The following is a 24,343-nucleotide window of genomic DNA, read 5'->3' on the forward strand; positions in this document are numbered from 1 at the left end:
CGTGCATGAGCAAGCCTTGGCCACGCCGACTAGGATGCGTGGCTGCGAGAAACTGGAATTTTTGGATGCTTGAAGATAAAAAAGCACGCACTTTGCGTGCTGCGCTGTTTGGTTTGTTTGTAGTGATTGGCGTGGCTACATCTACCTGGGTGACACGCACGCCGGCCTTGCGCGATGCGCTGCAGGCCAGTACCGAGCAGATGGGCATGATTTTGTTCGGTTTCTCACTGGGCTCCATGGCGGGAATTTTGTCGTCCAACTGGCTGGTTGAGCGATTGCATGCACGCCGGGCGATGGTGGCGGGCATGGCCGCCAACCTGGCGGGTCTGGCACTGCTGGCAGTGGGCGCAGGCATGGCCAGCGTGACGGTGGTGGTGCTGGGCTTCATGCTGTTTGGTGTGGGCATGGGCTGGGCCGATATTGCGGTCAATGTGGAGGCAGGAGCCATCGAGAAGCTGCAGCAGCGCCCGCTGATGACCACGTTGCACGGCTGCTTCAGTCTGGGGGCCATGCTCGGTGCCCTGCTGGGCACGCTCATGGCCTGGCTGCAGGTGCCGGTCATGCACCATTTGCTGGGTGTGGTCGTGGTGGGCGGCGTGCTGACGGCTCCCTTAGTGCGCCGGGTGGAAAACCTCAGTGCGGTCAAGGCAGCAACTGGGGATGCAGGGGACGCCGGACATGGCGGCTTTGTGCTCAATGCTTTCAAAGACCCCCGCGTGCTGCTGATTGGCTTGTTTGCACTGGGTCTGGCGCTGACCGAAGGTGCTGCGCACGACTGGCTGCCTTTGCTGATGGTCGATGGCTACCAGTTCAGCAATGCGCAGGGCACGTTGATCTACATGCTGTTTACTCTGGGCGTAACGGTGGCGCGCCTGGGCGGACAGTGGCTGCTGGAGCGCTTTACACGCCTGGCATTGATGCGTGCCAGTGCCGTGCTGGCAGGCTCGGGTTTGCTGGTGGTCGTGTTTGCGCAAAACCCCGTGCTGGGTGCCATCGCCGTGGTGCTGTGGGGGCTGGGTGCTGCGCTGGGTTTTCCGCTGGCTTTGTCCGCAGCGGCAGAAGGAGAGGGCAACAGTGCCCAGCGAGTGGGCGCGGTGGCCTCACTGGGTTATGTGGCTATTTTGGTGGGGCCACCAGCGCTGGGCTTTGTGGGTGAGGTGTGGGGTTTGCGCTTGGCCATGCTGCCTGTGCTGCTGGCGTGCTGCGCGGCCCTGGTGCTGACGTGGTACTTCAAGCCGCAGCCGCTCAAGCTGCGCACCATAGCCACCAAAGGGTAATGCTGTAAATCGCTTGGAGCGCCTATGGACCATGGGCGCAGCGAGCTATGGATTCAGAAAATGCCCATCTGCAAACCACTGGCCAAGGCAGCGCCCAGCGCGTGGCATTGCGCCAGGTCGGTATCGCTGATGTGCTTGGCAGCTGCGATCGCCTCTGGCGTTTGGGCGTGGGTGCAGATAATCAGTGGCTCGGCCACGGCGTTCAAGCGCCAGCCAGTGGCAATGCGTGCAATTTGCCGTGCTGCGTTGCTGCCATCACTGCCCGCGCACACCAGCGTGGCATAAGGGCGGCCATTGATGCGCTCTAGTGCGCCGTAGTAGCTGCGGTCGAAAAAGTCTTTCAGCAAGCCGCTCATGGCAGCCAGATTTTCAGGTGTGGCAAACACATAGCCATCGGCCTGCAGTACGTCGTCAGGTCCAGCCTCGCTGGCATGCAGCAGGTGCACTTGCACGCTGCCTTCCGTCAACGCGCCTTCACGCAGCGCATGCACCATCTGGCGCGTGCCGCCGGTGTGGCTGTGGTAGATGATGAGCAGGGTTTTGGCGCGGTTCATGCCTAGCAGCATACGCAAACTGTGCTTAATAAAAAAGAGAGCTGCTATCGCTTATGTATGCTTGTTTTAAGAGTGTTTAAGTTCTGAAAACGTTTCACACAAAGCGATAGCAGCTCTCTTTTAAGGTTCGCTTTACAGCTCTTCGACGCGGCGTGCCGGGTAGCTGTCCCAGCTTTGGCAGCCCGGGCAGTGCCAAAAGTGCTGGCGTGCCTCAAAGCCGCAGGCGGCGCAGCGGTAGCGGCTCAGGGGCTTGCTTGCGTGCTCCAGCGCTTTTTGAATGGCCGGGTGGTGCTCTTCGTGCTCCAGTGTCTCGCCTGCCAGCCATTTGGTGGCGGCCACCAGTGATGGTTCTTTGGACAGGTGCTGCACATACCAGTCGCGGCTGTCGCCACTGGCAGAAGCAGCTGGCGCAGTGTTCAGCGTGACCAAGGCATCAAGCAAATCCAGCGACGGCATCTGCGCATAACGGCTGCGCAGCAGTTGCTCTGCAGCTGCCTGCTGGCCTGTGGCAGCAGCCACTTCCAGCATCAGTGGAGCGGCCAGTGGCAGGCCCTGGGGCGTGGTCTGTGCCAGATCCTGCAAGGTGTTCCAGGCGTCTTGCGATTGGTTCAGCCGGTGCTGAATGCGAGCCAGCTCAATCCGGGGGCGTGGTGTTTGCGGCGCAATGCGTACTGCTTCGTGCAGCAGCTGGCTGGCCACATCGAGCTGCGCATGGCTGGCCTGCTCGTTGGCTTGTTCGCACAGATAGTGCGCCAAGCGGCCACTGAAATCGCCCTGATTGGCGGTTTGCATGCGGCGGGCAATTTCTGCAGCCTGCGCCCAGTCGCGCGAACGTTCATAAATTGCCAGCAACGCCAGGCGTGCTTCAGCTTCGTAGGCAGAGCCTTCCAGGCGACGCAGGGCTTCTTCTGCACGGTCGAGCAGGCCTGCCTTTAAAAAGTCCTGGGCCAGCCCATGCTGGGCACGGTCCCGGTCTTCGCGGCTTAAATCTGCCCGAGACAGCAGGTGCTCATGCACGCGCACGGCGCGGTGGTACTCACCGCGGCGGCGAAACAGGTTGCCCAGTGCAAAGTGCAGATCGGCGGTCTCGGGGTCGTTTTGCACAGCCTCAATGAACGCATCAATCGCTTTGTCTTGTTGCTCATTGAGCAAGAAGTTCAGACCCTTGAAGTACGCCTTGGGCGCTTGGCGGTTGTCCTGACGCACCTGACGCAAGTCCATGCGCGAGGCCAGCCAGCCCAGTACAAAAGCCAGAGGCAGGCCCAGAAGAATCCAGCTGAGATCAAAGTCCATGGAGTGTCGGTGGGATGGGTTCAGGGAGTGTGCTGTTGGCGGCGGCAGGGGTGTCAGCCGCAGCAGCAGGCTGGCTCAGCTTGACGGCGGTGCTGCGCTGTTTCCACCATCGGGGAACCATCACGAGCACGCCCGCGATCAGGCCGCCCACGAAAGCCGTCAGTACCACCAGCACCAATGGTGCTTGCCACTGTGTGCCAAAGAAAAAATGCACAGTCGCGTTTTGCTGGTTGTTGAGCGCGAAGGCAAACAGGGTGAAAAAAATGGCTGCTTTGAGCAGCCACAGCAGGTATTTCATGCGAGCCCTTCCTTGTTGGCCTGAATTTTAGGCGCACAGGGGGGCTGGCGAGCAAACAGTGCGTGTAAGACTGTGGTCTTCAGTCTGCAGCAGGTGCTGCGACAGGCGTCGCAGGCGATGTCTGGAAATCGACGGACTCACGCAAGGCCTTGCCGGGCTTGAAGTGAGGAACGCGTTTTTCCGGAATGCTGACAGATTCGCCGCTGCGAGGGTTGCGACCAATGCGGGCAGGACGGCGCGAAACGGAGAAGCTGCCAAAACCACGAATCTCAATGCGCTGGCCTTGCACCAAGGCATCGCTGACGGCATCTTGAATGGTTTTAACGGCGTGTTCTGCGTCACGCTGGGTGAGCTGGGCAAAACGGGCTGCCAGTTCTTCAACTAAATCGGATCGAGTCATGGAGCAATCATCCCAAGCGGTACTTGGAAAAAACGACGGGCGCCTTGACAGCGCCCGTCGAGGGTCTTAGCCACTGCTCAGGTGAGCAGTTTTAAAGACTTTTTACTTGTCGGCGTCCAGCTTGGCGCGCAGCAAAGCGCCCAGGCTAGTTGTACCGGCATTTTCCTTGGAGGACTGAGCCGACAGGGAAGCCATGGCTTCTTGCTGCTCAACCATGTCCTTTTGCTTGATGGACAGCTGGATGTTGCGGGTCTTGCGATCCACGCTGATCACCACGGCAGTCACTTCGTCGCCTTCCTTGAGGATGGAGCGAGCATCTTCCACGCGGTCACGCGACAGCTCGGAGACACGCAGGTAACCCAGAATGTCTTCGCCCAGGTCGATTTCAGCGCCCTTAGCGTCCACAGTCTTGACCTTGCCGGTCACGATCTGGCCCTTGTCATTCACAGTTGCGAATGTAGTGAACGGATCGCTGTCCAGCTGCTTGATGCCCAGGGAGATGCGCTCGCGCTCGACGTCAACGCCCAACACGATGGCTTCAACTTCTTGGCCCTTCTTGTAGTTACGAACAGCGGCTTCGCCAGTTTCGTTCCAAGACAGGTCAGACAGGTGCACCAGGCCGTCGATACCAGCAGCCAGACCCACGAACACGCCGAAGTCGGTGATGGACTTGATAGGGCCCTTCACGCGGTCGCCGCGCTTGGTGTTCTGAGCAAATTCTTGCCAAGGATTGGCCTTGCATTGCTTCATGCCCAGGGAGATGCGACGCTTGTCTTCGTCGATTTCCAGAACCATGACTTCCACTTCGTCGCCCAAAGACACGAGCTTGGAAGGAGCGATGTTCTTGTTGGTCCAGTCCATTTCGGAAACGTGCACCAGGCCTTCGATGCCGGGTTCCAGTTCCACGAATGCGCCGTAGTCAGCAATGTTGGTGACCTTGCCGAACAGGCGAGTAGCCGAAGGATAGCGGCGAGCAACGCCCATCCATGGGTCATCACCCATTTGCTTCAGACCCAGAGACACGCGGTTCTTTTCGGTGTCAAACTTCAGGATCTTGGCTGTGATTTCCTGACCAGCTGTCACCACTTCGGATGGGTGACGTACGCGACGCCATGCCATGTCAGTGATGTGCAGCAGGCCGTCGATACCGCCCAGGTCCACGAACGCACCGTATTCGGTGATGTTCTTGACCACGCCTTGAACAATGGCGCCTTCCTTCAGGGTTTCCATCAGCTTGGCGCGTTCTTCGCCCATGGAAGCTTCCACCACAGCGCGGCGCGACAGCACCACGTTGTTGCGCTTGCGATCCAGCTTGATGACCTTGAATTCCAGGGTCTTGTTTTCGTAAGGAGTCAGATCCTTGACGGGACGTGTGTCGATCAGCGAACCGGGCAGGAATGCACGGATGCCGTTGACCAGAACGGTCAGGCCGCCCTTGACCTTGCCGGAAGTTGTACCGGTCACGAATTCGCCAGATTCCAGCGCCTTTTCCAGCGACAGCCAGGAAGCCAGACGCTTCGCTGTGTCACGGGACAGGATGGTGTCGCCGTAGCCGTTTTCGATCGAACCGATCGCCACGGACACGAAGTCACCAACTTGAACTTCAATTTCGCCCTGGTCGTTCTTGAATTCGTCGATTGGCACATAGGCTTCCGACTTCAGGCCAGCGTTTACCACCACGAAGTTGTGCTCAACGCGCACGACCTCAGCAGTGATAACTTCGCCGGGACGCATTTCAGTGCGTTGCAACGATTCTTCGAATAGGGCGGCAAAAGATTCAGACATGTATTTCCTTGTCCACTTACAGGTTTCCGGCTGCACTATTGCGGCACGTTTTTATGGCTGTAAGCGAAGGTGCAGGCAAAACCTGCGGGTTAAATGGTTGATAACCGCAGAGCCAGTGCGCATGTAGCGCGGATGTGGTCTGCGGGCCATGGGTGTCAGCTTCAAGCGACGGGCGCAAAAGGCTGGCGTTGCTCCCACCAGGTCAACACTTGCTGCACGGCCTCATCAATCGTGCTGTCGGAGTTGTCCCAGTGAAGGGCGTCTTGTGCGGGCTTGAGGGGCGATGCCGCGCGATTGATGTCGCGCGCGTCGCGGGCTTCAAGGTCCGCAATCAGGTCTGCCATGTTAGCAGAAAGTCCCTTGGAAATCAATTGCTTGTAGCGGCGTTCTGCGCGGCATTGCACACTGGCCGTTAAGTACACTTTCAAAGGGGCGTCGGGGAATATGGTGGTGCCCATGTCGCGGCCATCACCGACCAGCCCTGGCAGCCGGCAAAAGTTGCGCTGCACCTGCAGCAGCGCTTGGCGCACGGCAGGAAATGTGGCCACTTGCGAGGCATTCATGCCCGCCTGTTCGGTGCGGATGTCCAGCGAAATATCATCGCCATCGAGCAAGACTTGCTGATCGGGCAAGAAGGTGATGACCTTGCTGCTGACAAGGTCTGCAATGGCCTGGGCATTGGCTTCGGTCAGCTCAATGCCTGCGCGAGAGGCCGCCAAGCCGGTGATGCGATAGAGCGAGCCAGAGTCCAGCAGGTGATAGCCCAGGCGCTCGGCAACGATGGCGGCAATGGTGCCTTTGCCGGATGCGGTGGGTCCGTCAATGCAGATGACGGGCGCGGGCTCAGAGGGCTGGGTCACACTGAAGAATGCTTCGAAATAGTCCGGGAAGGTCTTGCCCACGCACTGGGGGTCTTGGATGCGCACGGGCAGGCCTGCGGGGTTGAATGCGGCCAGCGAAAAACACATGGCGATGCGGTGATCGTCATAGGTGTGGATGCTGGCGGCTGTCCAGTCGCTGCGCGAGGCGGGTGGAGTAATGCGGATGTAGTCCGCACCTTCTTGCACAGTGGCGCCCAGTTTGCGCAGCTCATTGGCCATGGCAGCAATGCGGTCGGTCTCTTTGACGCGCCAGCTGGCGATGTTGCGCAGCGTGGTGGTGCCGTCGGCAAACAAGGCCATGGCACCCAGCGTCATGGCGGCATCTGGAATGTGATTGCAATCCATGTCGATGGCCTTCAAAGGCCAGGTGCCGCGTGAGATGTGCAGCCAGTTGGGGCCACTTTGCACCACAGCGCCCATGGCCTGTGCCGCTTCAACAAAGCGGATATCTCCCTGAATGGAGTCTTTGCCTACGCCCAGCACGTTGATGCCATTTTGACCATTAGCGCCCGTAGTTAGTGCACCTAGCGCTATGAAATAGCTGGCAGATGAGGCATCGGCCTCCACATGGATGTCGCCGGGCGACTGGTAGCGGCTGCCAGCGGCAATGGTGAAGCGCTGCCAGTTGTCGTTTTTTACGGCAATGCCAAAGCGCGCCAGCAACTGCAGCGTGATGTGGATGTAGGGCTTGGAGATCAGCTCGCCGATCACCTCGATGGTGATGTCCTGCTCGGTAGCCAGCAAAGGCAGGGCCATGAGCAGCGAGGTCAGGAACTGGCTGGAGACATCCCCGCGCACCTTGATGGATTCGCTGCCCAGCTGGCTGAAGTCGGGCTGGCCGATCTTCAGGGGCGGAAAGCCTTCATCCTTAAGATAGTCGATCTTGCATCCCAGCTGGCGCAGCGCATCCACCAAGTCGCCGATAGGGCGCTCGTACATGCGGGGCACACCTGTCATCTCAAAATTGCCACCCAGCACGGCCAATGCCGCCGTCAGCGGACGCATGGCGGTGCCGGCATTGCCCAGAAACAGCTGGCCGCGCGCATTGTTGGGCAAGAAGCCGTCGATGCCGGTGATGCGCAGGGGCTGACCGGCGACCACGGCTGCAGGTTCCACCACGCAGCCAATTTGCTGCAAGGCCTGCAGCATGACGCGGGTGTCATCAGAGTCGAGCACGTCATGCACAACCGTGGTGCCCTGGCTCAAAGCGGCCAGCAGCAGCACGCGGTTAGAGATGCTCTTGGAGCCGGGCAGTTGTACGCTGCCGCTGGCCGTGGCCAGGTGAGGCAGGTCAAGAAAGGCGGTGTGGTACATGCGTAAAAACGAAAAAAGTTAAGCACAGGCCGGGGGTTACGCGGCGCTGGCAGTGGTCGGCGGGTTAAAGCGGCATTGCGTGCGGGCAGCGCTGGCCAGTGTGATCATGTCTTCCAGAGCCTGGGCGTCATCCGTTAGCAGCACTTGCTCAAACGCTTGCATGGCTTGTTTGAAGTGCTGCGTTTGTGCCAGCACTTCTGTTTTGTTGGCCAGCAAAATATCGCGCCACATCTTGGGTTCGCTGGCTGCAATGCGGGTGAAGTCGCGAAAGCCAGGACCCGCCAGAGCGAGGAAGGCATCGGCTTGATCCTGGCGCATGACGCTTTGCATCATGGCAAATGCCAGCATGTGCGGCAGGTGGCTGATGGCGGCAAAAGCGGCGTCATGGGTCTCGGGAGACATGATGCGCACATCGCACCCCAGTGCCTTCCACAGGGCCTCGGCCTTGTGCAGGTGCGATGTCAGTGTGCGCTCGGTGGGGGTGAGGATGACCTTGGCACCCCGGTACAGATGCTCGTCTGCGTGGGCTACGCCAGCCACTTCTTTGCCGGTGTTGGGGTGGGCCGGGACAAAGCTGCAAATGCGGCTGCCCAGCGCATCGCGTGCGGCCTGCACGACATCAGTTTTGGTAGAGCCCACATCCATGATCAGCATCTCTGGTGTCACCAGGTGCTTGATGGATTTGAGGGTGGCTTCGGTGGCTCCCACGGGCACGGCCAGCAGCACAATGTCGGCCCCGGCTGCAGCCAGCAAGGCCGAGGGGGCTTCCACGTCAATCACACCCATCTGCAATGCGCGCGCTGTGGTTGTGGGGGATTTGCTGTAGCCCACCACGCGCTTGACCAGGCCCGCTTTTTTCAGCGCCAAGGCGAACGAGCCGCCCATCAAGCCGCAGCCAATCAGTCCTAACTGTTCAAACATTCCTGCGTTTCCTTACGCTGTCACGGGGTAGGTGCCCAGTACTTTGTAGAAGGCCGACAGTGACTGCAGCTCTTGCAGTGCCCGCGCAACGTTGGGCTGCGCGGGGTGGCCTTCCAGATCGATGTAGAAGTAATACTCCCACTGGCCGGTGCGGGCAGGGCGTGATTCAAAGCGCGTCATCGATACACCGTGCGTCTTGAGGGGAACCAGCAGATCGTGCACCGCACCAGGCTGGTTGGGCACCGAGATGACCAGGCTGGTGCAATCTTTGGCAGTGGGTGCCGGTGTGGACAGTGTGTGCGGCAGGCAGATGACGGCAAAACGCGTGCGGTTGTAGGCGTCGTCCTGAATGGCGTGGCTGACGATGTGCAGGCCAAACTGCTGCGCCGCACGTTCGCTGGAGATGCCCGCCCACGTGGGGTTCAGGGCTGCCAGGCGTGCGCCTTCGGCATTGCTTTCGACGGGGCGGCGCTCTGCGTGCGGCAGGTGTTTGGACAGCCAGGCGTGGCACTGGGCCAGTGCCTGCGGGTGTGCTGCCACCACGGTGATGCCTTCCAGCGAATTGTTGCTGCACAGCAGGTGGTGACGAATGAGCATGCTCACCTCGCCCACGATGTGGCAAGGCGTGTTGCGGAACATGTCCAGCGTACGGTTGACCACGCCTTCGGTGGAGTTTTCAACCCCCACTACGCCATATTGCGCGCTGCCTGCAGCAGTGGCGTGGAACACTTCTTCAAACGTGTTGCAGTACAAAAAGTCTGCAGCGCCGCCAAAATATTGCACGGCCGCTTCTTCGCAGAAAGTGCCTGCAGGCCCGAGCACCGCCACGCGCTGGGGCGATTCCAGCGCCAGGCAGGCCGACATGATCTCGCGCCAGATGGCGGCCACGTGCGCGCCCTTGAGTGGGCCGGGGTTGTTGTTCTTGATTTTTTCGATGACCTGCGCCACGCGATCAGGGCGAAAGAACGTGGTGCCTTCTTTTTTCTTCAGCTCACCCACCTGCTCGGCCACGCGTGCACGCTGGTTCACCAGTTCCAGCAGTTGGTTGTCCAGACTGTCGATCTGGTTGCGCAGCTGCAGCAGCTCCGGTGTGGCTTGGGGTTGAGTGCTCATGTTTTCCTCGAAAAGCAGAGCAGCTAACGCTTATGTATAAAGGCTTTTAGATATAAAACTATCTGAAAACCTTATCTGGTAAGCGCTGGCAGCTCTTATTTTTTAAATCAATGCAAATGCAGTTTAAGCGCTGGTGCGTTCGAAATCTTGCATGTAGGCCACCAGGGCCTGCACGCCTTGCAGGGGCATGGCGTTGTACAGGCTGGCACGCATGCCGCCCACCGACTTGTGGCCCTTGAGCTGCAGCAGCCCGCGTGCCTTGGCACCTGCCAGGAAGGCATCGTTGCGGCTTTCATCGCGCAGAAAGAATGGAATGTTCATGCGCGAGCGGTAAGCCACATCTACCTTGTTCACGTACAACTGCGAGTTGTCCAGGTACTGGTAGAAAAGCTCGGCCTTGGCTTTGTTGCGCACTTCCATTGCGGCCACACCACTTAAGGCACCTTCGGTCTGGCGCTTGAGCCATTGAAAGGTCAGGCCCGCCATGTAGATGCCCCAGGTGGGAGGGGTGTTGAACATGGACTGGTTATCGGCCACGGTCTTGTAGTTGAAGGCCGAAGGGCAGATGTCCAGCGCATGCCCCAGCAAGTCATCACGCACGATGACAATGGTCAGGCCCGCAGGGCCAATGTTCTTTTGCGCCCCGCCAAAGGCCAGACCCACGCGGCTCCAGTCCAGCGCGCGGGAGGCAACGTTGGACGAAAAGTCGATCACCAGCGGGGCATCGCAGCCCAGCGCCTTCAGGTCGGGCAGCTGTTGAAACTCCACGCCGTGGATGGTTTCGTTGCTGCACAGGTGCACGTACTGTGCATCCTTGCCCAGCTCCCAGCTGGCAGCATCAGGCACGCTGGTGAAGTTGGATGCTGCACCGCTGGCAGCCAGGCGGTTGCTGGCGTACTTGCCCGCTTCTTTGTGCGATTTTTGGCTCCAGCTGCCCGTCACGACGAAATCGACCGCCCCGCCCCTGGACAGGTTCAGCGGCACGATGGCGTTCTCGGCCAGGCCGCCGCCTTGCATGAACAGGATGTGAAAGTTGCTGGGCACAGCCAGCAGTTCACGCAAATCGGCTTCTGCGGTTTCGTAGATGCTGATGAACTCTTTGCCGCGATGGCTCATCTCCATCACGCCCATGCCCGAGCCGCCCCAGTTGAGCATTTCATTGGCAGCTTGGTGCAGGACTTCTTCGGGGATTGCGGCGGGACCAGCAGAAAAATTGAAAGGGCGGCTCATGGTGTGCAGTCAAATCACGTGCCAGTGCAACCAAGTGCGGCTAACTCAATCCTTGATACGTCGCTTGCTCAATCTCGCGCAGTGCTGTGGGCACTGCGCCACATCGAGCCCCTCGTATTCGGTGCAATGTTTAACTTGCTGGCCTGAATTAGCTGCGGTGGATGCTGGCAGCTATCAAAAAAATGATCTTAGGTGAAAAAACACCCCACAGTTTGCGCAGTGGGGTGTCGTTCTTTTATTGCTCGGTGGATGTATCCGGTGCTTGGCCACTGTCAGCTTCTGTGTCTTCCTCAGCTTCAGCACCTGCGGCATCGTTTTCAGCAATACGTTGCAGGCCAATCAGCTTGGCGCCTTCGTCCAGTGCCATCAGAGTGACGCCTTGCGTTGCGCGGCCCATTTCACGGATTTCCGCCACACGTGTGCGCACCAGTACGCCCTTGTCAGTGATCAGCATGATCTCGTCTTCTGCAGCCACCAAGGTGGCAGCCACCACCTTGCCGTTGCGCTCGGACTGCTGGATGGCAATCATGCCCTTGGTGCCACGGCCATGGCGGGTGTATTCGCTGATGGCCGTGCGCTTGCCGTAACCGTTTTCGGTGGCGGTGAGCACACTTTGTGAGCCTTCCACCACGTTGCCGGTGCCGTCATCGGCTTCGGCCACCAGCATGGCGATCACGCTTTGCGTGTCGTCAATGTTCATGCCGCGTACACCGCGAGCATTGCGGCCCATGGGGCGCACATCGTTTTCATCAAAGCGCACGGCCTTGCCGCCATCAGAGAACAGCATGACGTCGTGCTTGCCGTCAGTCAGTGCTGCACCAATCAGGAAGTCGCCTTCGTCCAGGCCCACGGCAATGATGCCGGCCTTGCGCGGGTTGCTGAACTCGGTCAGCGCCGTCTTTTTAACGGTGCCCATGCTGGTGGCCATGAAGACGTAATGATCTTCAGGGAAGGTGCGGTTGTCGCCCGTCAGTGGCAGCACTACGTTGATTTTCTCGCCTTCTTGCAGCGGGAACATGTTGACGATAGGGCGCCCACGCGAGTTGCGCGAACCCGATGGCACTTCCCAGACCTTGAGCCAGTACATGCGCCCACGGTTGGAGAAGCACAGCAGGTAGTCGTGCGTGTTGGCGATGAAGAGCTGGTCAATCCAGTCATCTTCCTTCGTCGCTGTGGCCTGCTTGCCGCGGCCACCGCGTTTTTGTGCACGGTACTCGGACAGGGGCTGGCTCTTGATGTAGCCGGTGTGGCTGAGCGTGACCACCATGTCAGTGGGCGTGATCAGGTCTTCGGTCGACAGGTCTTGCGCGCTGTACTCGATGGTGGAGCGGCGAGCGCCCAGTTTGGACTGGCCAAACTCGGCCTTCACGGCGATCAGCTCATCGCCAATGATGGTGGATACACGCTCGGGCTTGGCCAGAATGTCCAGCAGGTCTTCGATGGTAGACATGATGTCGCGGTATTCGGCCACGATCTTGTCTTGCTCCAGCCCTGTCAGGCGCTGCAGACGCATCTGCAAAATTTCCTGCGCTTGCGTGTCCGACAGGTGGTACATGCCGTCCTGGTCCAGACCGTATTCGCGCTCTAGCGATTCGGGGCGGTAGTCATCGGCATTGATCACGCCACCATCTTCGCGGGTGCGGGTGAGCATCTCGCGCACCAGCTTGCTGTCCCACGACTTTTCCATCAACGCAGCCTTGGCTACGGGGGGTGTGGGGGCGTTGCGGATGATGGCGATGAAGTCATCAATATTGGCCAATGCCACGGCCAGACCTTCCAGCACATGGCCACGATCGCGCGCCTTGCGCAACTCGAACACTGTGCGGCGCGTCACCACTTCGCGGCGGTGCTGCAAGAAGACCTTCACCAGATCCAGCAGGTTGCACAGCTTGGGCTGGCCGTCCACCAGCGCCACCATGTTGACGCCAAAGGTGTCCTGCAGCTGGGTCTGCTTGTACAGATTGTTGAGTACGACTTCGGGCACTTCGCCACGCTTGAGCTCAATGACCAAACGCATGCCGGACTTGTCCGACTCGTCCTGGATATGGCTGATGCCCTCGATCTTCTTTTCGTGGACCAGTTCAGCCATGCGCTCTTGCAGCGTCTTTTTATTCACCTGGTATGGCAACTCATCCACGATGATGGACTGGCGCTGACCACGGTCAATGTCCTCAAAGTGCACCTTGGCACGCATCACGATGCGACCACGGCCTGTGCGGTAGCCTTCCTTGACGCCATTGATGCCGTAAATAATGCCGGCAGTTGGGAAGTCGGGCGCAGGCACTATTTCCATCAGGTCGTCTACGCTGGCGTCTGGGTTGCGCAGCAAATGCAGGCAGGCATCCACCACTTCATTCAAGTTGTGTGGAGGAATGTTGGTTGCCATACCTACGGCAATACCTGCAGAGCCGTTCACCAGCAAATTAGGAATGCGCGCTGGCAGCGTCAGCGGCTCTTGCTCGGAGCCGTCGTAGTTGGGGCCGAAATCAACGGTTTCTTTGTCGATATCGCCCAGCATCTCGTGGGCAATCTTGGACAGGCGAATTTCCGTGTAACGCATCGCGGCGGCGCTATCGCCGTCCACCGAGCCGAAGTTGCCTTGCCCGTCAACCAGCATGTGGCGCAGCGAAAAATCCTGTGCCATGCGCACAATGGTGTCGTACACCGCGCTGTCACCGTGAGGGTGGTATTTACCGATCACGTCACCAACGATACGTGCCGACTTTTTGTAGGGGCGGTTCCAATCGTTGTTGAGTTCGTGCATTGCAAACAACACGCGACGATGCACTGGCTTTAAGCCATCGCGCGCATCAGGGAGGGCGCGGCCCACAATCACGCTCATAGCGTAATCAAGGTAGCTGCGGCGCATTTCCTCTTCTAGGCTGATAGGCAAAGTTTCTTTGGCAAACTGGGTCATGTAGTTGTGCTGAGTTATGCAATGACGACGAAGTGAATCATTTTAGAGGTAATGCAATGTTGTTGGCTGGCAACATCTCATAGCCATTAGGCTTTTGTCCTACCTCAAGCTGTAGTGCCAGCCATCCATTCGAATATTACGTATGGCACAATCATTTCCAGCGTTCTTGGTGATGGTCACTAATGACGTCCATGAATTTCGCAGCTTGACTGCGGCTAATCCCCAAGAGGAGAACCATGAAGAAACTGAACAAAGTAGCAATCCTGTTTGCAACCGCAGCTATGGCAACTGCTGCCGGCGCTCAAGTGAAGGCTGCCGATGGCGGTCAGGTTATCGATAACTGGAAGAACGGCACCAGCGAGCTGGTGTGGAAGAACGGTACCAACGAACTGTGCTGGCGCGATGCCAACTGGACACCTGCAACTGCCGCTGAAGGCTGCGACGGTGCTCTGGTGAAGGCTGCTGCTCCTGCTGCAGTTACTCCAGCACCTGTGGCTCCTGTTCCTGCAGCTACTGCTTCCAAGGTGACTTTTGCTGCTGATGCTTTCTTCGACTTTGACAAGTCTGTATTGAAGCCAGAAGGCAAGGCCAAACTGGATGATCTGGCCTCTAAGGTTCAGGGCATCAACCTGGAAGTAATCGTTGCTGTGGGTCACACTGACTCCGTTGGCTCCGCTGCTTACAACCAGAAGCTGTCCGAGCGTCGTGCTCAAGCTGTGAAGGCTTACTTGGAATCCAAGGGCATTGACAAGAGCCGTGTGTACACAGAAGGCAAGGGCGAAGCTCAGCCTGTTGCTGACAACAAGACCAAGGCTGGCCGCGCACAAAACCGTCGCGTCGAAATCGAAGTGGTCGGTACACGTAAGTAATCTCTCGTAGATTGCTAAAAAAGCCCCGGAGACGGGGCTTTTTTTTTAAGCATTCAACTCGTTGCACAATCATCAACATGACCGACTCGATCAATGTGGATCCAGCAGAGCTGGAAAAATTCTCTAATCTTGCTCACCATTGGTGGGATATGGACAGTGAGTTCAAGCCACTGCATATGATCAACCCTCTTCGTTTGGGTTGGATTGATGAGCATGTAGGGATTGAAGGAAAAACCGTACTGGATGTAGGTTGCGGCGGCGGTATTTTGGCCGATGCAATGGCTCGCAAGGGGGCCACAGTCATGGGTATTGATCTGGCTACCAAGTCTTTACGGGTGGCGCAGTTGCATGCTTTAGAAGCTGGGACACCCAACATTCAATACCGTGAAGTTCCTGTGGAAGTGCTGGCGGCAGAACGACCGGCAAGCTTTGATGTTGTGACTTGCATGGAGATGCTCGAGCACGTGCCGGACCCCGCATCCATTGTGCGTGCATGCGGAGAACTGGTAAAACCGGGTGGATGGGTGTTTTTCTCCACAATCAACCGCAACATAAAAGCCTATGGCTTAGCGATTGTGGCGGCAGAATATGTGCTCAATATGCTGCCCAAAGGGACGCATGAATTTGAGAAATTTCTGAAGCCCAGCGAAATTGCACTCTTTTGCCGCCAGGCAGGGCTTGCTGTAACGGATGCCAAAGGTTTGCAGCACAATCCATTGACAGGCCGTTACTGGCTCAATGAAGACTGCAGCGTGAACTATATGCTGGCAGCAAAGCGCCCTTTGTGATGAGTCTGAGTAGAAAAAACATAGATGCCGTCCTTTTTGATTTGGATGGAACATTGCTCGACAGCGCTCCGGACCTTGCTTTTGCAGCCAATGAGTTGCGCCTTGTTCGGGGTCTGGCGCCTTTGCCGTTAAGCCATTACCGACCATTTGTTGGCACCGGTGCGAGAGGTATGCTTCGAATTGCGCTGGAAGTGACCCAGGAATCTTTGGCTTTTGAAGCTCTGAGGGAAGAGTTCTTTGCAGCTTATGCGCGCTGCATGGGCCAGCATTCTCAATTGTTTGAGGGCGTGGCTAGGTTGCTGCAGCAGCTTCAACACAACGGCTTGCGCTGGGGGATTGTGACCAATAAGGCGGAGCGTTTTGCCCTGCCGATTGCGCGCACTATTGATGAGTTTTCTACTGCGGGCGCTGTTATTTGTGGTGACACAACGGAGCACTCCAAACCCCATCCTTTGCCTTTGCTGCACGCAGCTAAACAGATGAATGTCGAGCCCGGGCGCTGTATTTATGTCGGCGATGATGAGCGAGACATGCAGGCAGCTCATGCTGCCGGGATGCAGTCCGTAGCTGCTGCGTATGGATATTTGGGTGGAACTGAGTCGGTTGAGGAGTGGAAGCCCGGTGCCGTGATCAAATCTCCAATAGATCTCACGCACTTACTCAGATTGGATTAGAATTACGTGTATGGGGCTGTCCTGGTTTCGACGTGGGTTCGGGATCAGCGTGGTGCATGTCGAGCTTGAGTTACGCTCGTAAATCTCGATTCAAAAAAACTAACTGCAAACGACGAACGTTTCGCACTCGCCGCTTAAATCCGGTGAGCCTTGCAACAGCACGCTGATGGGCTGGGCAAGGGGGTAGTAATACCTCCAGGCTGCAAGGGAATTTTCATCAGCTGGCTTTGTACCGTGCACCTTGGTATGAAGCAAGATCATAGGGTGCTGGCCTTATCTGCAGCGTGTGCCTGCGCGGTTGATGAGGTGAGATTTAAATCAGAGCACTAAACATGTAGATCTGCCTGACGAAGGCTTGCGGACGCGGGTTCAATTCCCGCCAGCTCCACCATACAAGACCCCCCTAGACCCTGAGAAATCAACGGTTTAGGGGGTTTTTCTTTTTCCGAGTGGGTCTGAAAAGGTCTTGATTTCAGCACCGAAATAGCACCGATTTAGCACGGGGATAGCACCGATCAATTCGCTGTTGCTAGAACGGCCTTGGGCTTTTGATAGTCCTCACGAATGAACTTGCCATAAGTTCTGAAGACCATTTCCACATCTTCGTGACCCAACTGCTGGGCGACGTACCAAGGATTGGCACCAGCAGTCAGCAGTGTCGACGCGTAGGTGTGCCGGATTTGGTAAGGATTGCGGTACTCAATACCCGAGCGCTTCATCAGCGGAAGCCAAGAGTTTTTACGCACTTGGGCATCGGTAGACCATGGCTGCAGCGTTGCATGATTGAGAAAGACTCGCTGGCCACGCAGGCCGCTCATGGTTTTTTGGGCCTCTAAAGCCTTAATTGCTTCGGGGTTGAGCTCTACAGAGCGGATGCCTGCAGCTGTTTTTGGCGCTTTAACAACACCTACGACCTGATTTTGCTCTATGCGTGCTGTGGCATTGTCAAAATTTATGTGCCTCCATTCCAAAGCCTGTAGTTCACCAGGGCGCAGTCCGGTGTTTAACCAAAACTGATACATGGGCCACTCGTCGGAACGGCAAGCCCTCAATATAAGGTCGCACTCCGCCTGTGTGAAAGGCTGAATCACATAATCACTTGCCTTGCTGGTTTGTCGAATCAGCTTTGCCAGTGCAATACGGTCAAAAGGGTTGAACTCTATCAAGCCGTCATTTAACGCATCCTCCATCACAGAGCGCAGCGGAATCAGCATGTTGCGTATGGCTTTGCTGGTGCAATCCATGTCGCCTATCCAGTCACGCAACGCGGAAGGTGTGACGCCACCCAGCTTCCAGCCATGCCAGTGGCGCATGCGCTCTCCTGTGAGGCTTTTGGCGTAGCCGCGGAAGGTAGCAGGGCTCATCTTTCCATTGGCCACCTGTCTTTCGTACAAGCTAAATTGCTTTTCTAGGAGTACCTCCATCAACTCCGTATCGCGTTCTGGTTTTTTTGCGCGTGGGCTTTCAGGAAAGTAAGCTGCGTATTCAAATGAGCCATCACTAACCTTGCGCTTGATTTCGTTGCGCAGGTTGTCTGCATATTGAATGGATGATTTATTAATGGTGCAGGGAGGGAGCAATTCTCTGCACTGTTGACCAGCCCACATGAACGATATTTGCAGGCGGTCACCAGTAACCATTTCTCTAATAACTACGCCCGATGGGGTATTGATACTTGTTCGCTTATCCATTTGTCTGCAGCTTTAATGTTGACGTAAATTCGACGTAGAACAACTTTTGTGTGCTTGCCATCCAGCCAAACCCCACGCTTTCTACGCATGCGGATGGCTTCGCAAGTGACACCGGTAAGTTCTTCGTACTTCTCAGCCAAGACCCATTCAGGACTGAGTGCTGCTTGCACGGTAGTTAGTGCTTTAAGCTGGCTTGTATCTATTTGTGTCATGACTTGCACCTAAAAAAGCCCCGACTTAGCGGGGCTGGGTTTCATCAAATTCAAGGATGGGAGCGCGGCGGTCGCGCTGGGTGCGTTTGCGTCTACTGGCCATTTGGCGCTCCCTGCTTGGCTGCTCGCGCAGCTAACTGCTCTGCAGCTTTTTTGAGCTTGGAGTTGAACCATCGGCGCACCACATAAGAGCGCGCTACGCTGATGCCTGTATAGATCAGCCCAAGGGTTAAGTTCTGGCCAGCACTGATGCTCCAGCCAAAGACTGGAAATATCAGCATGTTTGCAGAGAAGTTGATGCCGAATCCAATCAGTACATTGATGACGGCTTCAATCAGGCTGCCGAGTTTTGTCTGTGTCATTGCTTCTCTCCCTGCTTGGCTGCTTGGGCAGCGCGCTCGATCACAAAGACCCAGCCGTCACCGGCACATGTTTCGCAGTCAAAGCCATGCTCTTTGCTTGATCCGCTTCCGCCACACGCATCGCATACAGCCGTTGGCGTGTCTTCAATGTCATTGGGCATATCAACCATTTGCTTGCTCCCCTTGCTTGGCTTGGGCTGCAAGGGCTGTAACCAGAGCATTGTGTGCCGCTTGAAGCTCTGGCAGCGTCTGGAACTTTGCGACCAGCTTGTAGCTGCCTGCCGCGCCATCAGACTCGCTGGTGATGAATGCATTCGTCATCGCATCCAGCATCCCCTGCGCTGCTGGCTGGGTGGCGGCGCGCTCTTTGCGAAGATCTGCTGCGAAGGCCGCAGAGCGATCAATGGCGGGAAGCCCCACGGCGTGCCGCTGCCCGTCGATGTGAGCGGTGCGGATGGCTTCAACAACCCAGTTATGAGCTACAAAGTCAGCTCCTTTGAAGTAGCTTGGCCGGAAAGCAGCTGCTGCTTGGAATGCGATCTTGTGTGCCGAATCCCAATCGATCAGTTCGTGCGCTGGCACTCCCTCTGCGGGGTGCGCATACAAGGGCATGGTGAATTTGCCTACATCTGTTTTGCGTGCTGGCAGATATCGACCTGCTTCTGATTCCAAGTGGTCGGTGTGGCTTTCAAGCTGCTCACGGCTTACGAAAAGCACTGGTACGGGGGGCTGCACTGCCTGCGGTGCTGCTGCACGTTGCCATGCATAGGCGAAGGCCCCACCGACGTCTGCCACGATTTGGTTCTCTTCGCATTCCTTGAGATATTGCTCCAGTGCAGCTAGGCCAAGGTCACGTGCAGCATGAGGTGCTGCAGGCTCTGCAATCTGGTGCAGGCACTTGCCTTGCTCCAGCTCCAGGATGCGGGCGTGCATGCGGTTCAGTTCATCCGCGACAGGAAACATGCCTTTGGTTTCGCAAATGGCAGCAAGGCGCTGAGCTTCTGATTGTTGTGCTTGTGTCATGGTGGTGTTCTCCTTGATCAATGCCCGCAGGGCAGGCCTTCGCCCTCGGCGGGCTGGTGGTGGATTGGCGCGCCGCAGCTTGCGCAGCGTTTGTAGGGTTCGGGCTGCTGCGCCGGTACCGGCGGTGTGGTGGTGCTCATTGGGTTGGCTCCAAAAACAAAAAAACCTGCTCAAGGCAGGCTGGATAGAGACAAACGGATACGACTAGCGGCAATTTGTCTTACGTGAAAGGAAAAGTCTCAGGCGTAAGCTCCTGTTATGACTAAAGCACTCCCCAACTTCAAAAGTCGAGTGACAGCCTTCGAGTACGTAGGCACACAAACCATTCGTCGCGCTTTGCAGCTTGCTTTTGCTTTTGTCGCGGTCATTCTGGTTACGGCTTTCGCACCCATTTAATCAGGCAAAAACTTCGTATTTGGGCTCTGTGCGGACAAGCACGGGGACGTGGATGCAGCGCTTAGCGAGTTCGGCCTTTTGCTCTGACACGGGTGGTGTGATGGTGTTTATGGGTTTGGCGCCATAAAAAGCCGGTGCGGTGTGGGCTGAGTGAGTGGGTGATAAACAAAAGCAGACAATTCACCTAGAGAACATTGTCTAAACTGCATTTATTCGAACTTTTTTAGTGAAAAAAATGAAGCAACTCTTTGGTTTAATCTTGGTGGCCACTTTCTTAACAGGCTGTGCGGTGTATACACCGAGCGGCTCAGTGGTCGTGGACCCTGGACATAGTGGTGGGCACGGCCATGGAGGCTTTTGCCCCCCCGGCCAAGCCAAGAAAGGCAACTGCTAATACCAAGTGCTCATAAAAAAAGCCCGCTCGATGCATCATCAGCGGGCTTTGTTTGTATAAAAAGTGGCACTAATTCTTATCTAGTAAGCGGCATTTGCTATGTTTTATTTTAGGAAGAGAATTTCTTTCTCCTCTCCATCATTGATACGTTGCATCACGATCAGACCATCGTCATGCAGATAAATACGCACCCCAGGTGACGTGTTGGAATCCCAGTGGCAGGGGTTCTGGTCAAGGTTGTGCCACCCATGCGCAGTACTCAAGTTGTGCGACTTCATGCGCTCGACCTGTGTTTTGGGCAGCCCGTTCTTTTCGCAAATCAGAACCCAATGTTTCAAGAGCAGATCATGTGCTTCTTGGCGGCTTGTACAACGAGGCTGTGGGTCAACAGCTTTTAAAAGCGCGTGAAAACGGCGCTCGAAAGTCGCTTGGTAATTCATGGTCAATGTGTAACCGAGAGAGTTAACAATTGCAAATGACCATTTTTTGATTGCCGATAACAGGTTGCACTAAACAGCTGTTTGATGCATGTCATATGAAAGCCCACGCTAGGTGGGCGTGGTGTTGTCAGACTGTGGTGGCTTGCGGCCGCACTATCCATTCAGGCGATGAGTGACTGAAACCGGAAATGGGTTAGCTGCCGTTGGCGTATTGCTAATAACAGGCAATGTTGTTGCTGGCTCCAAGAAATCACTGCGGTCTGCTCCAGTGGCCTTGATGTAATCGATCTCTACCTTGGCGGTCTCAACCAGGACAGTGGCTACTTGGGCAACAGCCCGAGCACGATCGACTTCCATGGGGTTGTCTCGGTTACGCAGGTCTGCCAGCGTATCCAGAAGGCTTTGGCGAACTTGGGTGATATGGGGGCTAGACATTCTGTTTGGCCTCTTTGGTGATGCGGTTGAGTTGACGGGTGATCGCGCCTTTGAGCTGGATGAGCTTGAGCAGCTCAGGATCTCGGGCGCGGTTGCGGCGAAGGTTTTCCGCTTTCGTGATGCATTCCAAGCGGTCAACGGTTATTTCTTCTGGAACTGCGGTGCGGCGCTTGTCTTTGAATATGACGATGTGGCCATCTGGGATGGGCCCGTGCTCACGCTCCCACACCAGGCGGTGCTCTGCCACCCAGCGACGGGCTGGCACAGGGTGGTCATCCGTTACCTTGCGCTCGAGCCAGCCATCCTTGGATAGACGCAGGCTGCCGATGGGCAGGTAGTTGCGGCTTTCTTGAGGTGCGCGGCCCTTCTTGAACTGTGTGGCCCGACTGCTGGGGTGCAGACCTGTAATGCCCTTGGTGCCTTTGTTCCATGACGTGTGCCCTTTTTTGAACTGAGTGGCCTGCATGCGCGGATCTTGTTGACCGCGCTGCACCTGTCCTGATTGATCGCTTTTCCAGAATTCGTCGGACTTCTCAACCCCCAGCTCAAAAGCCTTGCGATAGATGCTGCCGACTTCGCGCCCAAGCACATTGGCTACAAATTTGGCTGTGTGATTGGGGTACAGATCTTTAAGCGTCTCCAGCTCTACAGGAAGCCACTGCTGTTTTGAGTTCACGAGAAGTCCAGACGTAAAAAAGCCCGCTCAGTGGCGGGCTGTGGAATCTATTAAGGTAGGTTTTCAGGGTAAATCACCAGAAGAAAGAGGCTGATCTGTATAGAAAACTGTGCAATTCCTGGAGATGTTTAGATCAGGTACGAAAGCATAAAGGTGCTGAGAAATGCAGCCAAGTTGCTAAGTTCAGCTAAGTGAATGGTGGACACATTCGACCATTTTCAATCATTCAACTTGTCTTAGCACGGGCAGCAAAATGCCTGAAAAGTCATGGCATGGAACTTCATTTGCGGCACTTGGTGACGATAGAAAAGTGGCTATGGTATGAATCAATAAACCGAATAATCTGTTATGTCTCTAGACGCGTCATTTATGGACAATTTTTTGTCTTTGAGCGTTGCTTCATACATCTCAATTTTTTCCAAAATCGCAGCGAAATGCAGTGATTCGGAGCTTCCAGGAGGCGGAGGAAATGGAGCTGACAAGAATGGTTGAAATTCTGCCAAAGCAATTTCATATTCTTGCTGAGTGACTTGCATCGGCGTATGTTATTTAATGTTTCTTTGTTGGCAAGCCATCGTTAGCTATCGATAGTGTCTGACTTATTCAGTGACAGCTATTGGCTGCCGATTGCAAATCTAGCATCCAGAGAAATCAGGACAGCACCCAAAGGGCGCTGTGCGCATACCTCTGGGGCTTAGTCGGTGTAATAGTCAGGGCGGGGCGTGCCGTCCAGATCGGCTTGGGCGTCGGCTTCGGTCAGCACTGGGCGTGGGCGGCAGTTGCTGCAGCCCTGATTCGGCACACAGGTACAAGGCATCGTGTTGGCCAACTGACTGCGTAGCTCGTATCCCATCAATGGCCAGATCTTCTGTACGGCGTTGGCGCGGGCAATGTTGCGGCCAATCTCGGCATCAAAGTTCTCGGGGCTGGCGCAGGCGCTTTCACCAGTGACTGTGAAGTCGTTGCGCAGCACCAGAACGCATATCGTCAGCAGACCTAGTTCGGGGGGAATGTTGCTGAAGTTGCGCGGGTTCATGGCTTTCGGATGACAAGCACCTTGCGCAGCGGTGAAATAGTGCTCACTGACGATGTTGGCTTCAATGTCTTTAGGCGTGATGCGCGGGGCAGTCTTGCCCTTGGCTTGGATCTCTTGCTCAATTTCAGAATCGTTCATGTCATTCCTTGGTTGGTGACAAAAAAAGACCCGCTCAAGGCGGGCTGCTGCAAGACGTAGACTTGATTCATGGAAAACATCTACGACTCAATGATTGGTGCTCTGCGCGAGCACTGGAAAGCCAACAACAACGCATACCCCCAGCGGTTTGAGCTGACACAGAGCACCTTTGATGGGCTGCTGGCAGACCGCCGCTTGGTGAACGAAACCATGAACTACCCGTTGAACCTAAAGAATGGGTACGAGAGGGAGTTCTTGGGCGTCCCTGTGGCAGTGTCTGCAGAGGGCAATGCAATGGTTGCCCTTGATGGCACGCGGGTGCAGCTGAGCGTCTAAAGGCGTGAGTTAGGCGCGCTTTTAGCTGGATACGGGAATGGCAGCACGCGGCCATCTGGGTAATGGAGACGGTCACCCACCCGGCTTGGTAGATCAAACGCCAAGAAGCGGGAGCCAGGCACACCCGTATCGCGGTGCAGCTCGGTGCCTTGATATTGCCAATAGGGCGGCTTGTAGGAGTTCGCGTTTTGGTTCACGGTGGTGTCTCTTCAAAAGGTACAGGGAGGGCATCGGGACAAAGCGCACAAGCGCCTTGTGCTCATGCCCCTAAGCCTGCAAACGGGCTGGGGCGAAAATCTTGGTAGGTACGGCCAGAGCGGCACGAATGGACAACGGAGAAATTCACGTTCATCTGGCGCGCAAGCTCTCGCGCGGTCGTGCTCAGTTCAAACTTGATTCGTTGCACTTGCTCTGGCGTCAGAACGCGAATGCTCTGTTTTGTCTCTGCGATCCGTTTTCGGCGCAGGGTGGATGTGGCGAGGTCCATGTTTGCCAAGCCCATGGCGATAGGTACGCCACGGCGAACGTAGCGGGAGCAATCAGGACAGATGCACTCTTGATTGAGGCAGGTATTGCTGACCACGATGCTGCGTGGTGTCTTGGCTTTGGTGGGTGGGCGCTTGTTGCTGAAAAGCTCCAGCATCAGAGCGCGCACACGGATTTGTTGCGGCGGCTTTAGGGCAGGGTCATTGCAGCGACCCATTCGACGGTGAGGCATGGCCATGACAGGTGTTCCCACATCAATCGCACCATGCCAGTTCAGGCATGCACCTTCTTCTGTGGTGTTCAGGGTGATCTTGCGCAGCACGGTGTCCAGCAGGTGGTAGTAGAGATAGAGCACGTATGCGCGCTGCATGGGAATCTCCAGAAAGCAAAAAGCCCGACCAGGC

The 24,343-nt window shown here is 56.4% G+C and carries 26 protein-coding genes and 1 other RNA gene; 7 read left to right on the plus strand and 20 right to left on the minus strand.

What is annotated here, in order from left to right; all coding sequences use genetic code 11:
• Positions 1–65: 65 nt before the first annotated feature.
• Complete coding sequence (locus H9646_RS16590) at positions 66–1,277, plus strand: MFS transporter (RefSeq protein ID WP_191724502.1); 1,212 nt, start codon at positions 66–68, stop codon at positions 1,275–1,277.
• Positions 1,278–1,330: 53 nt separating this feature from the next.
• Here H9646_RS16590 and H9646_RS16595 read toward each other — a convergent pair whose 3' ends face one another.
• The 10 genes from H9646_RS16595 to gyrA all read right to left on the minus strand — a co-directional run bounded on the left by H9646_RS16595 (position 1,331) and on the right by gyrA (position 13,983).
• Positions 1,331–1,831: a flavodoxin family protein gene (locus H9646_RS16595; RefSeq protein WP_191724503.1), complete on the minus strand. Its 501-nt coding sequence runs from the start codon at positions 1,829–1,831 to the stop codon at positions 1,331–1,333.
• A 132-nt stretch (positions 1,832–1,963) separates the two neighbouring features.
• Positions 1,964–3,124: a lipopolysaccharide assembly protein LapB gene (gene lapB, locus H9646_RS16600; protein ID WP_191724504.1), complete on the minus strand. Its 1,161-nt coding sequence runs from the start codon at positions 3,122–3,124 to the stop codon at positions 1,964–1,966.
• Positions 3,114–3,422: a LapA family protein gene (locus H9646_RS16605; protein ID WP_191724505.1), complete on the minus strand. Its 309-nt coding sequence runs from the start codon at positions 3,420–3,422 to the stop codon at positions 3,114–3,116. The genes lapB and H9646_RS16605 overlap by 11 nt, the downstream gene beginning before the upstream one ends.
• A gap of 79 nt (positions 3,423–3,501) precedes the next feature.
• The gene (locus H9646_RS16610; RefSeq protein ID WP_191724506.1) at positions 3,502–3,822 is read right to left on the minus strand and encodes an integration host factor subunit beta; all 321 of its coding nucleotides are present in this window, start codon (positions 3,820–3,822) and stop codon (positions 3,502–3,504) included.
• A 102-nt stretch (positions 3,823–3,924) separates the two neighbouring features.
• Positions 3,925–5,607 (minus strand): 30S ribosomal protein S1, encoded by a 1,683-nt coding sequence (rpsA, locus tag H9646_RS16615; RefSeq protein WP_191724507.1) that lies wholly within the window; start codon positions 5,605–5,607, stop codon positions 3,925–3,927.
• Between the two features lie 161 nt (positions 5,608–5,768).
• Entirely contained in the window at positions 5,769–7,802 is a 2,034-nt protein-coding gene (locus H9646_RS16620; protein WP_191724508.1) for a bifunctional 3-phosphoshikimate 1-carboxyvinyltransferase/cytidylate kinase, read from the minus strand.
• Between the two features lie 36 nt (positions 7,803–7,838).
• Entirely contained in the window at positions 7,839–8,723 is an 885-nt protein-coding gene (locus tag H9646_RS16625) for a prephenate dehydrogenase (protein WP_191724509.1), read from the minus strand.
• A gap of 12 nt (positions 8,724–8,735) precedes the next feature.
• Positions 8,736–9,836 (minus strand): prephenate dehydratase, encoded by a 1,101-nt coding sequence (gene pheA, locus H9646_RS16630; RefSeq protein ID WP_191724510.1) that lies wholly within the window; start codon positions 9,834–9,836, stop codon positions 8,736–8,738.
• A 123-nt stretch (positions 9,837–9,959) separates the two neighbouring features.
• On the minus strand, positions 9,960–11,066 hold the full coding sequence (gene serC, locus H9646_RS16635) for a 3-phosphoserine/phosphohydroxythreonine transaminase (RefSeq protein WP_191724511.1): 1,107 nt from the start codon (positions 11,064–11,066) through the stop codon (positions 9,960–9,962).
• Between the two features lie 235 nt (positions 11,067–11,301).
• A complete protein-coding gene (gene gyrA / locus H9646_RS16640; protein ID WP_191724512.1) occupies positions 11,302–13,983 on the minus strand; it encodes a DNA gyrase subunit A in 2,682 nt (893 codons plus the stop codon).
• Between the two features lie 236 nt (positions 13,984–14,219).
• On the opposite strand from gyrA, the gene ompA reads away from it, so the two are divergent.
• The 4 genes from ompA (at position 14,220) to ssrA (ending at position 16,705) form a co-directional block, all read left to right on the plus strand.
• Complete coding sequence (ompA, locus tag H9646_RS16645; protein ID WP_191724513.1) at positions 14,220–14,852, plus strand: outer membrane protein OmpA; 633 nt, start codon at positions 14,220–14,222, stop codon at positions 14,850–14,852.
• A 77-nt stretch (positions 14,853–14,929) separates the two neighbouring features.
• The gene (ubiG, locus tag H9646_RS16650; RefSeq protein WP_191724514.1) at positions 14,930–15,640 is read left to right on the plus strand and encodes a bifunctional 2-polyprenyl-6-hydroxyphenol methylase/3-demethylubiquinol 3-O-methyltransferase UbiG; all 711 of its coding nucleotides are present in this window, start codon (positions 14,930–14,932) and stop codon (positions 15,638–15,640) included.
• Positions 15,640–16,314: a phosphoglycolate phosphatase gene (gene gph / locus H9646_RS16655; RefSeq protein WP_191724515.1), complete on the plus strand. Its 675-nt coding sequence runs from the start codon at positions 15,640–15,642 to the stop codon at positions 16,312–16,314. The genes ubiG and gph overlap by 1 nt, the downstream gene beginning before the upstream one ends.
• 12 nt (positions 16,315–16,326) lie before the next feature.
• Positions 16,327–16,705: a transfer-messenger RNA gene (gene ssrA, locus H9646_RS16660) on the plus strand.
• 124 nt (positions 16,706–16,829) lie between these two features.
• On the opposite strand, the gene H9646_RS16665 is transcribed toward ssrA, so the two are convergent.
• From H9646_RS16665 to H9646_RS16680, 4 genes are all read right to left on the minus strand, one after another.
• Complete coding sequence (locus H9646_RS16665) at positions 16,830–18,005, minus strand: site-specific integrase (protein ID WP_191724516.1); 1,176 nt, start codon at positions 18,003–18,005, stop codon at positions 16,830–16,832.
• The gene (locus H9646_RS16670) at positions 17,966–18,217 is read right to left on the minus strand and encodes an excisionase (protein WP_191724517.1); all 252 of its coding nucleotides are present in this window, start codon (positions 18,215–18,217) and stop codon (positions 17,966–17,968) included. Before H9646_RS16670 ends, H9646_RS16665 begins: the two co-directional genes overlap by 40 nt.
• Before the next feature lie 92 nt (positions 18,218–18,309).
• Positions 18,310–18,579, minus strand: a complete 270-nt coding sequence (locus tag H9646_RS16675; RefSeq protein ID WP_191724518.1) for a DUF7220 family protein — start codon at positions 18,577–18,579, stop codon at positions 18,310–18,312.
• A 162-nt stretch (positions 18,580–18,741) separates the two neighbouring features.
• A complete protein-coding gene (locus tag H9646_RS16680) occupies positions 18,742–19,602 on the minus strand; it encodes a hypothetical protein (protein ID WP_191724519.1) in 861 nt (286 codons plus the stop codon).
• A 258-nt stretch (positions 19,603–19,860) separates the two neighbouring features.
• Here H9646_RS16680 and H9646_RS16685 point away from each other — a divergent pair, with 258 nt between their 5' ends.
• On the plus strand, positions 19,861–19,998 hold the full coding sequence (locus H9646_RS16685; RefSeq protein WP_191724520.1) for a hypothetical protein: 138 nt from the start codon (positions 19,861–19,863) through the stop codon (positions 19,996–19,998).
• 498 nt (positions 19,999–20,496) lie between these two features.
• Here H9646_RS16685 and H9646_RS16690 read toward each other — a convergent pair whose 3' ends face one another.
• The 4 genes from H9646_RS16690 to H9646_RS16705 form a co-directional block, all read right to left on the minus strand.
• Entirely contained in the window at positions 20,497–20,832 is a 336-nt protein-coding gene (locus H9646_RS16690) for a hypothetical protein (RefSeq protein ID WP_191724521.1), read from the minus strand.
• 153 nt (positions 20,833–20,985) lie between these two features.
• A complete protein-coding gene (locus H9646_RS16695) occupies positions 20,986–21,267 on the minus strand; it encodes a hypothetical protein (protein ID WP_191724522.1) in 282 nt (93 codons plus the stop codon).
• Complete coding sequence (locus tag H9646_RS16700) at positions 21,260–21,943, minus strand: HNH endonuclease signature motif containing protein (RefSeq protein WP_191724523.1); 684 nt, start codon at positions 21,941–21,943, stop codon at positions 21,260–21,262. The genes H9646_RS16695 and H9646_RS16700 overlap by 8 nt, the downstream gene beginning before the upstream one ends.
• 694 nt (positions 21,944–22,637) lie before the next feature.
• Positions 22,638–23,117, minus strand: coding sequence for a Gp49 family protein (locus H9646_RS16705; RefSeq protein WP_191724524.1), 480 nt, complete (start codon positions 23,115–23,117; stop codon positions 22,638–22,640).
• Between the two features lie 69 nt (positions 23,118–23,186).
• On the opposite strand from H9646_RS16705, the gene H9646_RS16710 reads away from it, so the two are divergent.
• Positions 23,187–23,453: a hypothetical protein gene (locus tag H9646_RS16710; RefSeq protein WP_191724525.1), complete on the plus strand. Its 267-nt coding sequence runs from the start codon at positions 23,187–23,189 to the stop codon at positions 23,451–23,453.
• On the opposite strand, the gene H9646_RS16715 is transcribed toward H9646_RS16710, so the two are convergent.
• Both H9646_RS16715 and H9646_RS16720 read right to left on the minus strand, forming a co-directional pair.
• Positions 23,450–23,650, minus strand: coding sequence for a hypothetical protein (locus H9646_RS16715; RefSeq protein ID WP_191724526.1), 201 nt, complete (start codon positions 23,648–23,650; stop codon positions 23,450–23,452). The two genes, H9646_RS16710 and H9646_RS16715, sit on opposite strands and share 4 nt — an antisense overlap.
• A 62-nt stretch (positions 23,651–23,712) precedes the next feature.
• A complete protein-coding gene (locus tag H9646_RS16720; RefSeq protein ID WP_191724527.1) occupies positions 23,713–24,309 on the minus strand; it encodes a hypothetical protein in 597 nt (198 codons plus the stop codon).
• Between the last annotated feature and the right edge of the window lie 34 nt (positions 24,310–24,343).

The organism is Comamonas avium (assembly GCF_014836675.1).
GTDB lineage: Bacteria > Pseudomonadota > Gammaproteobacteria > Burkholderiales > Burkholderiaceae_C > Comamonas > Comamonas avium.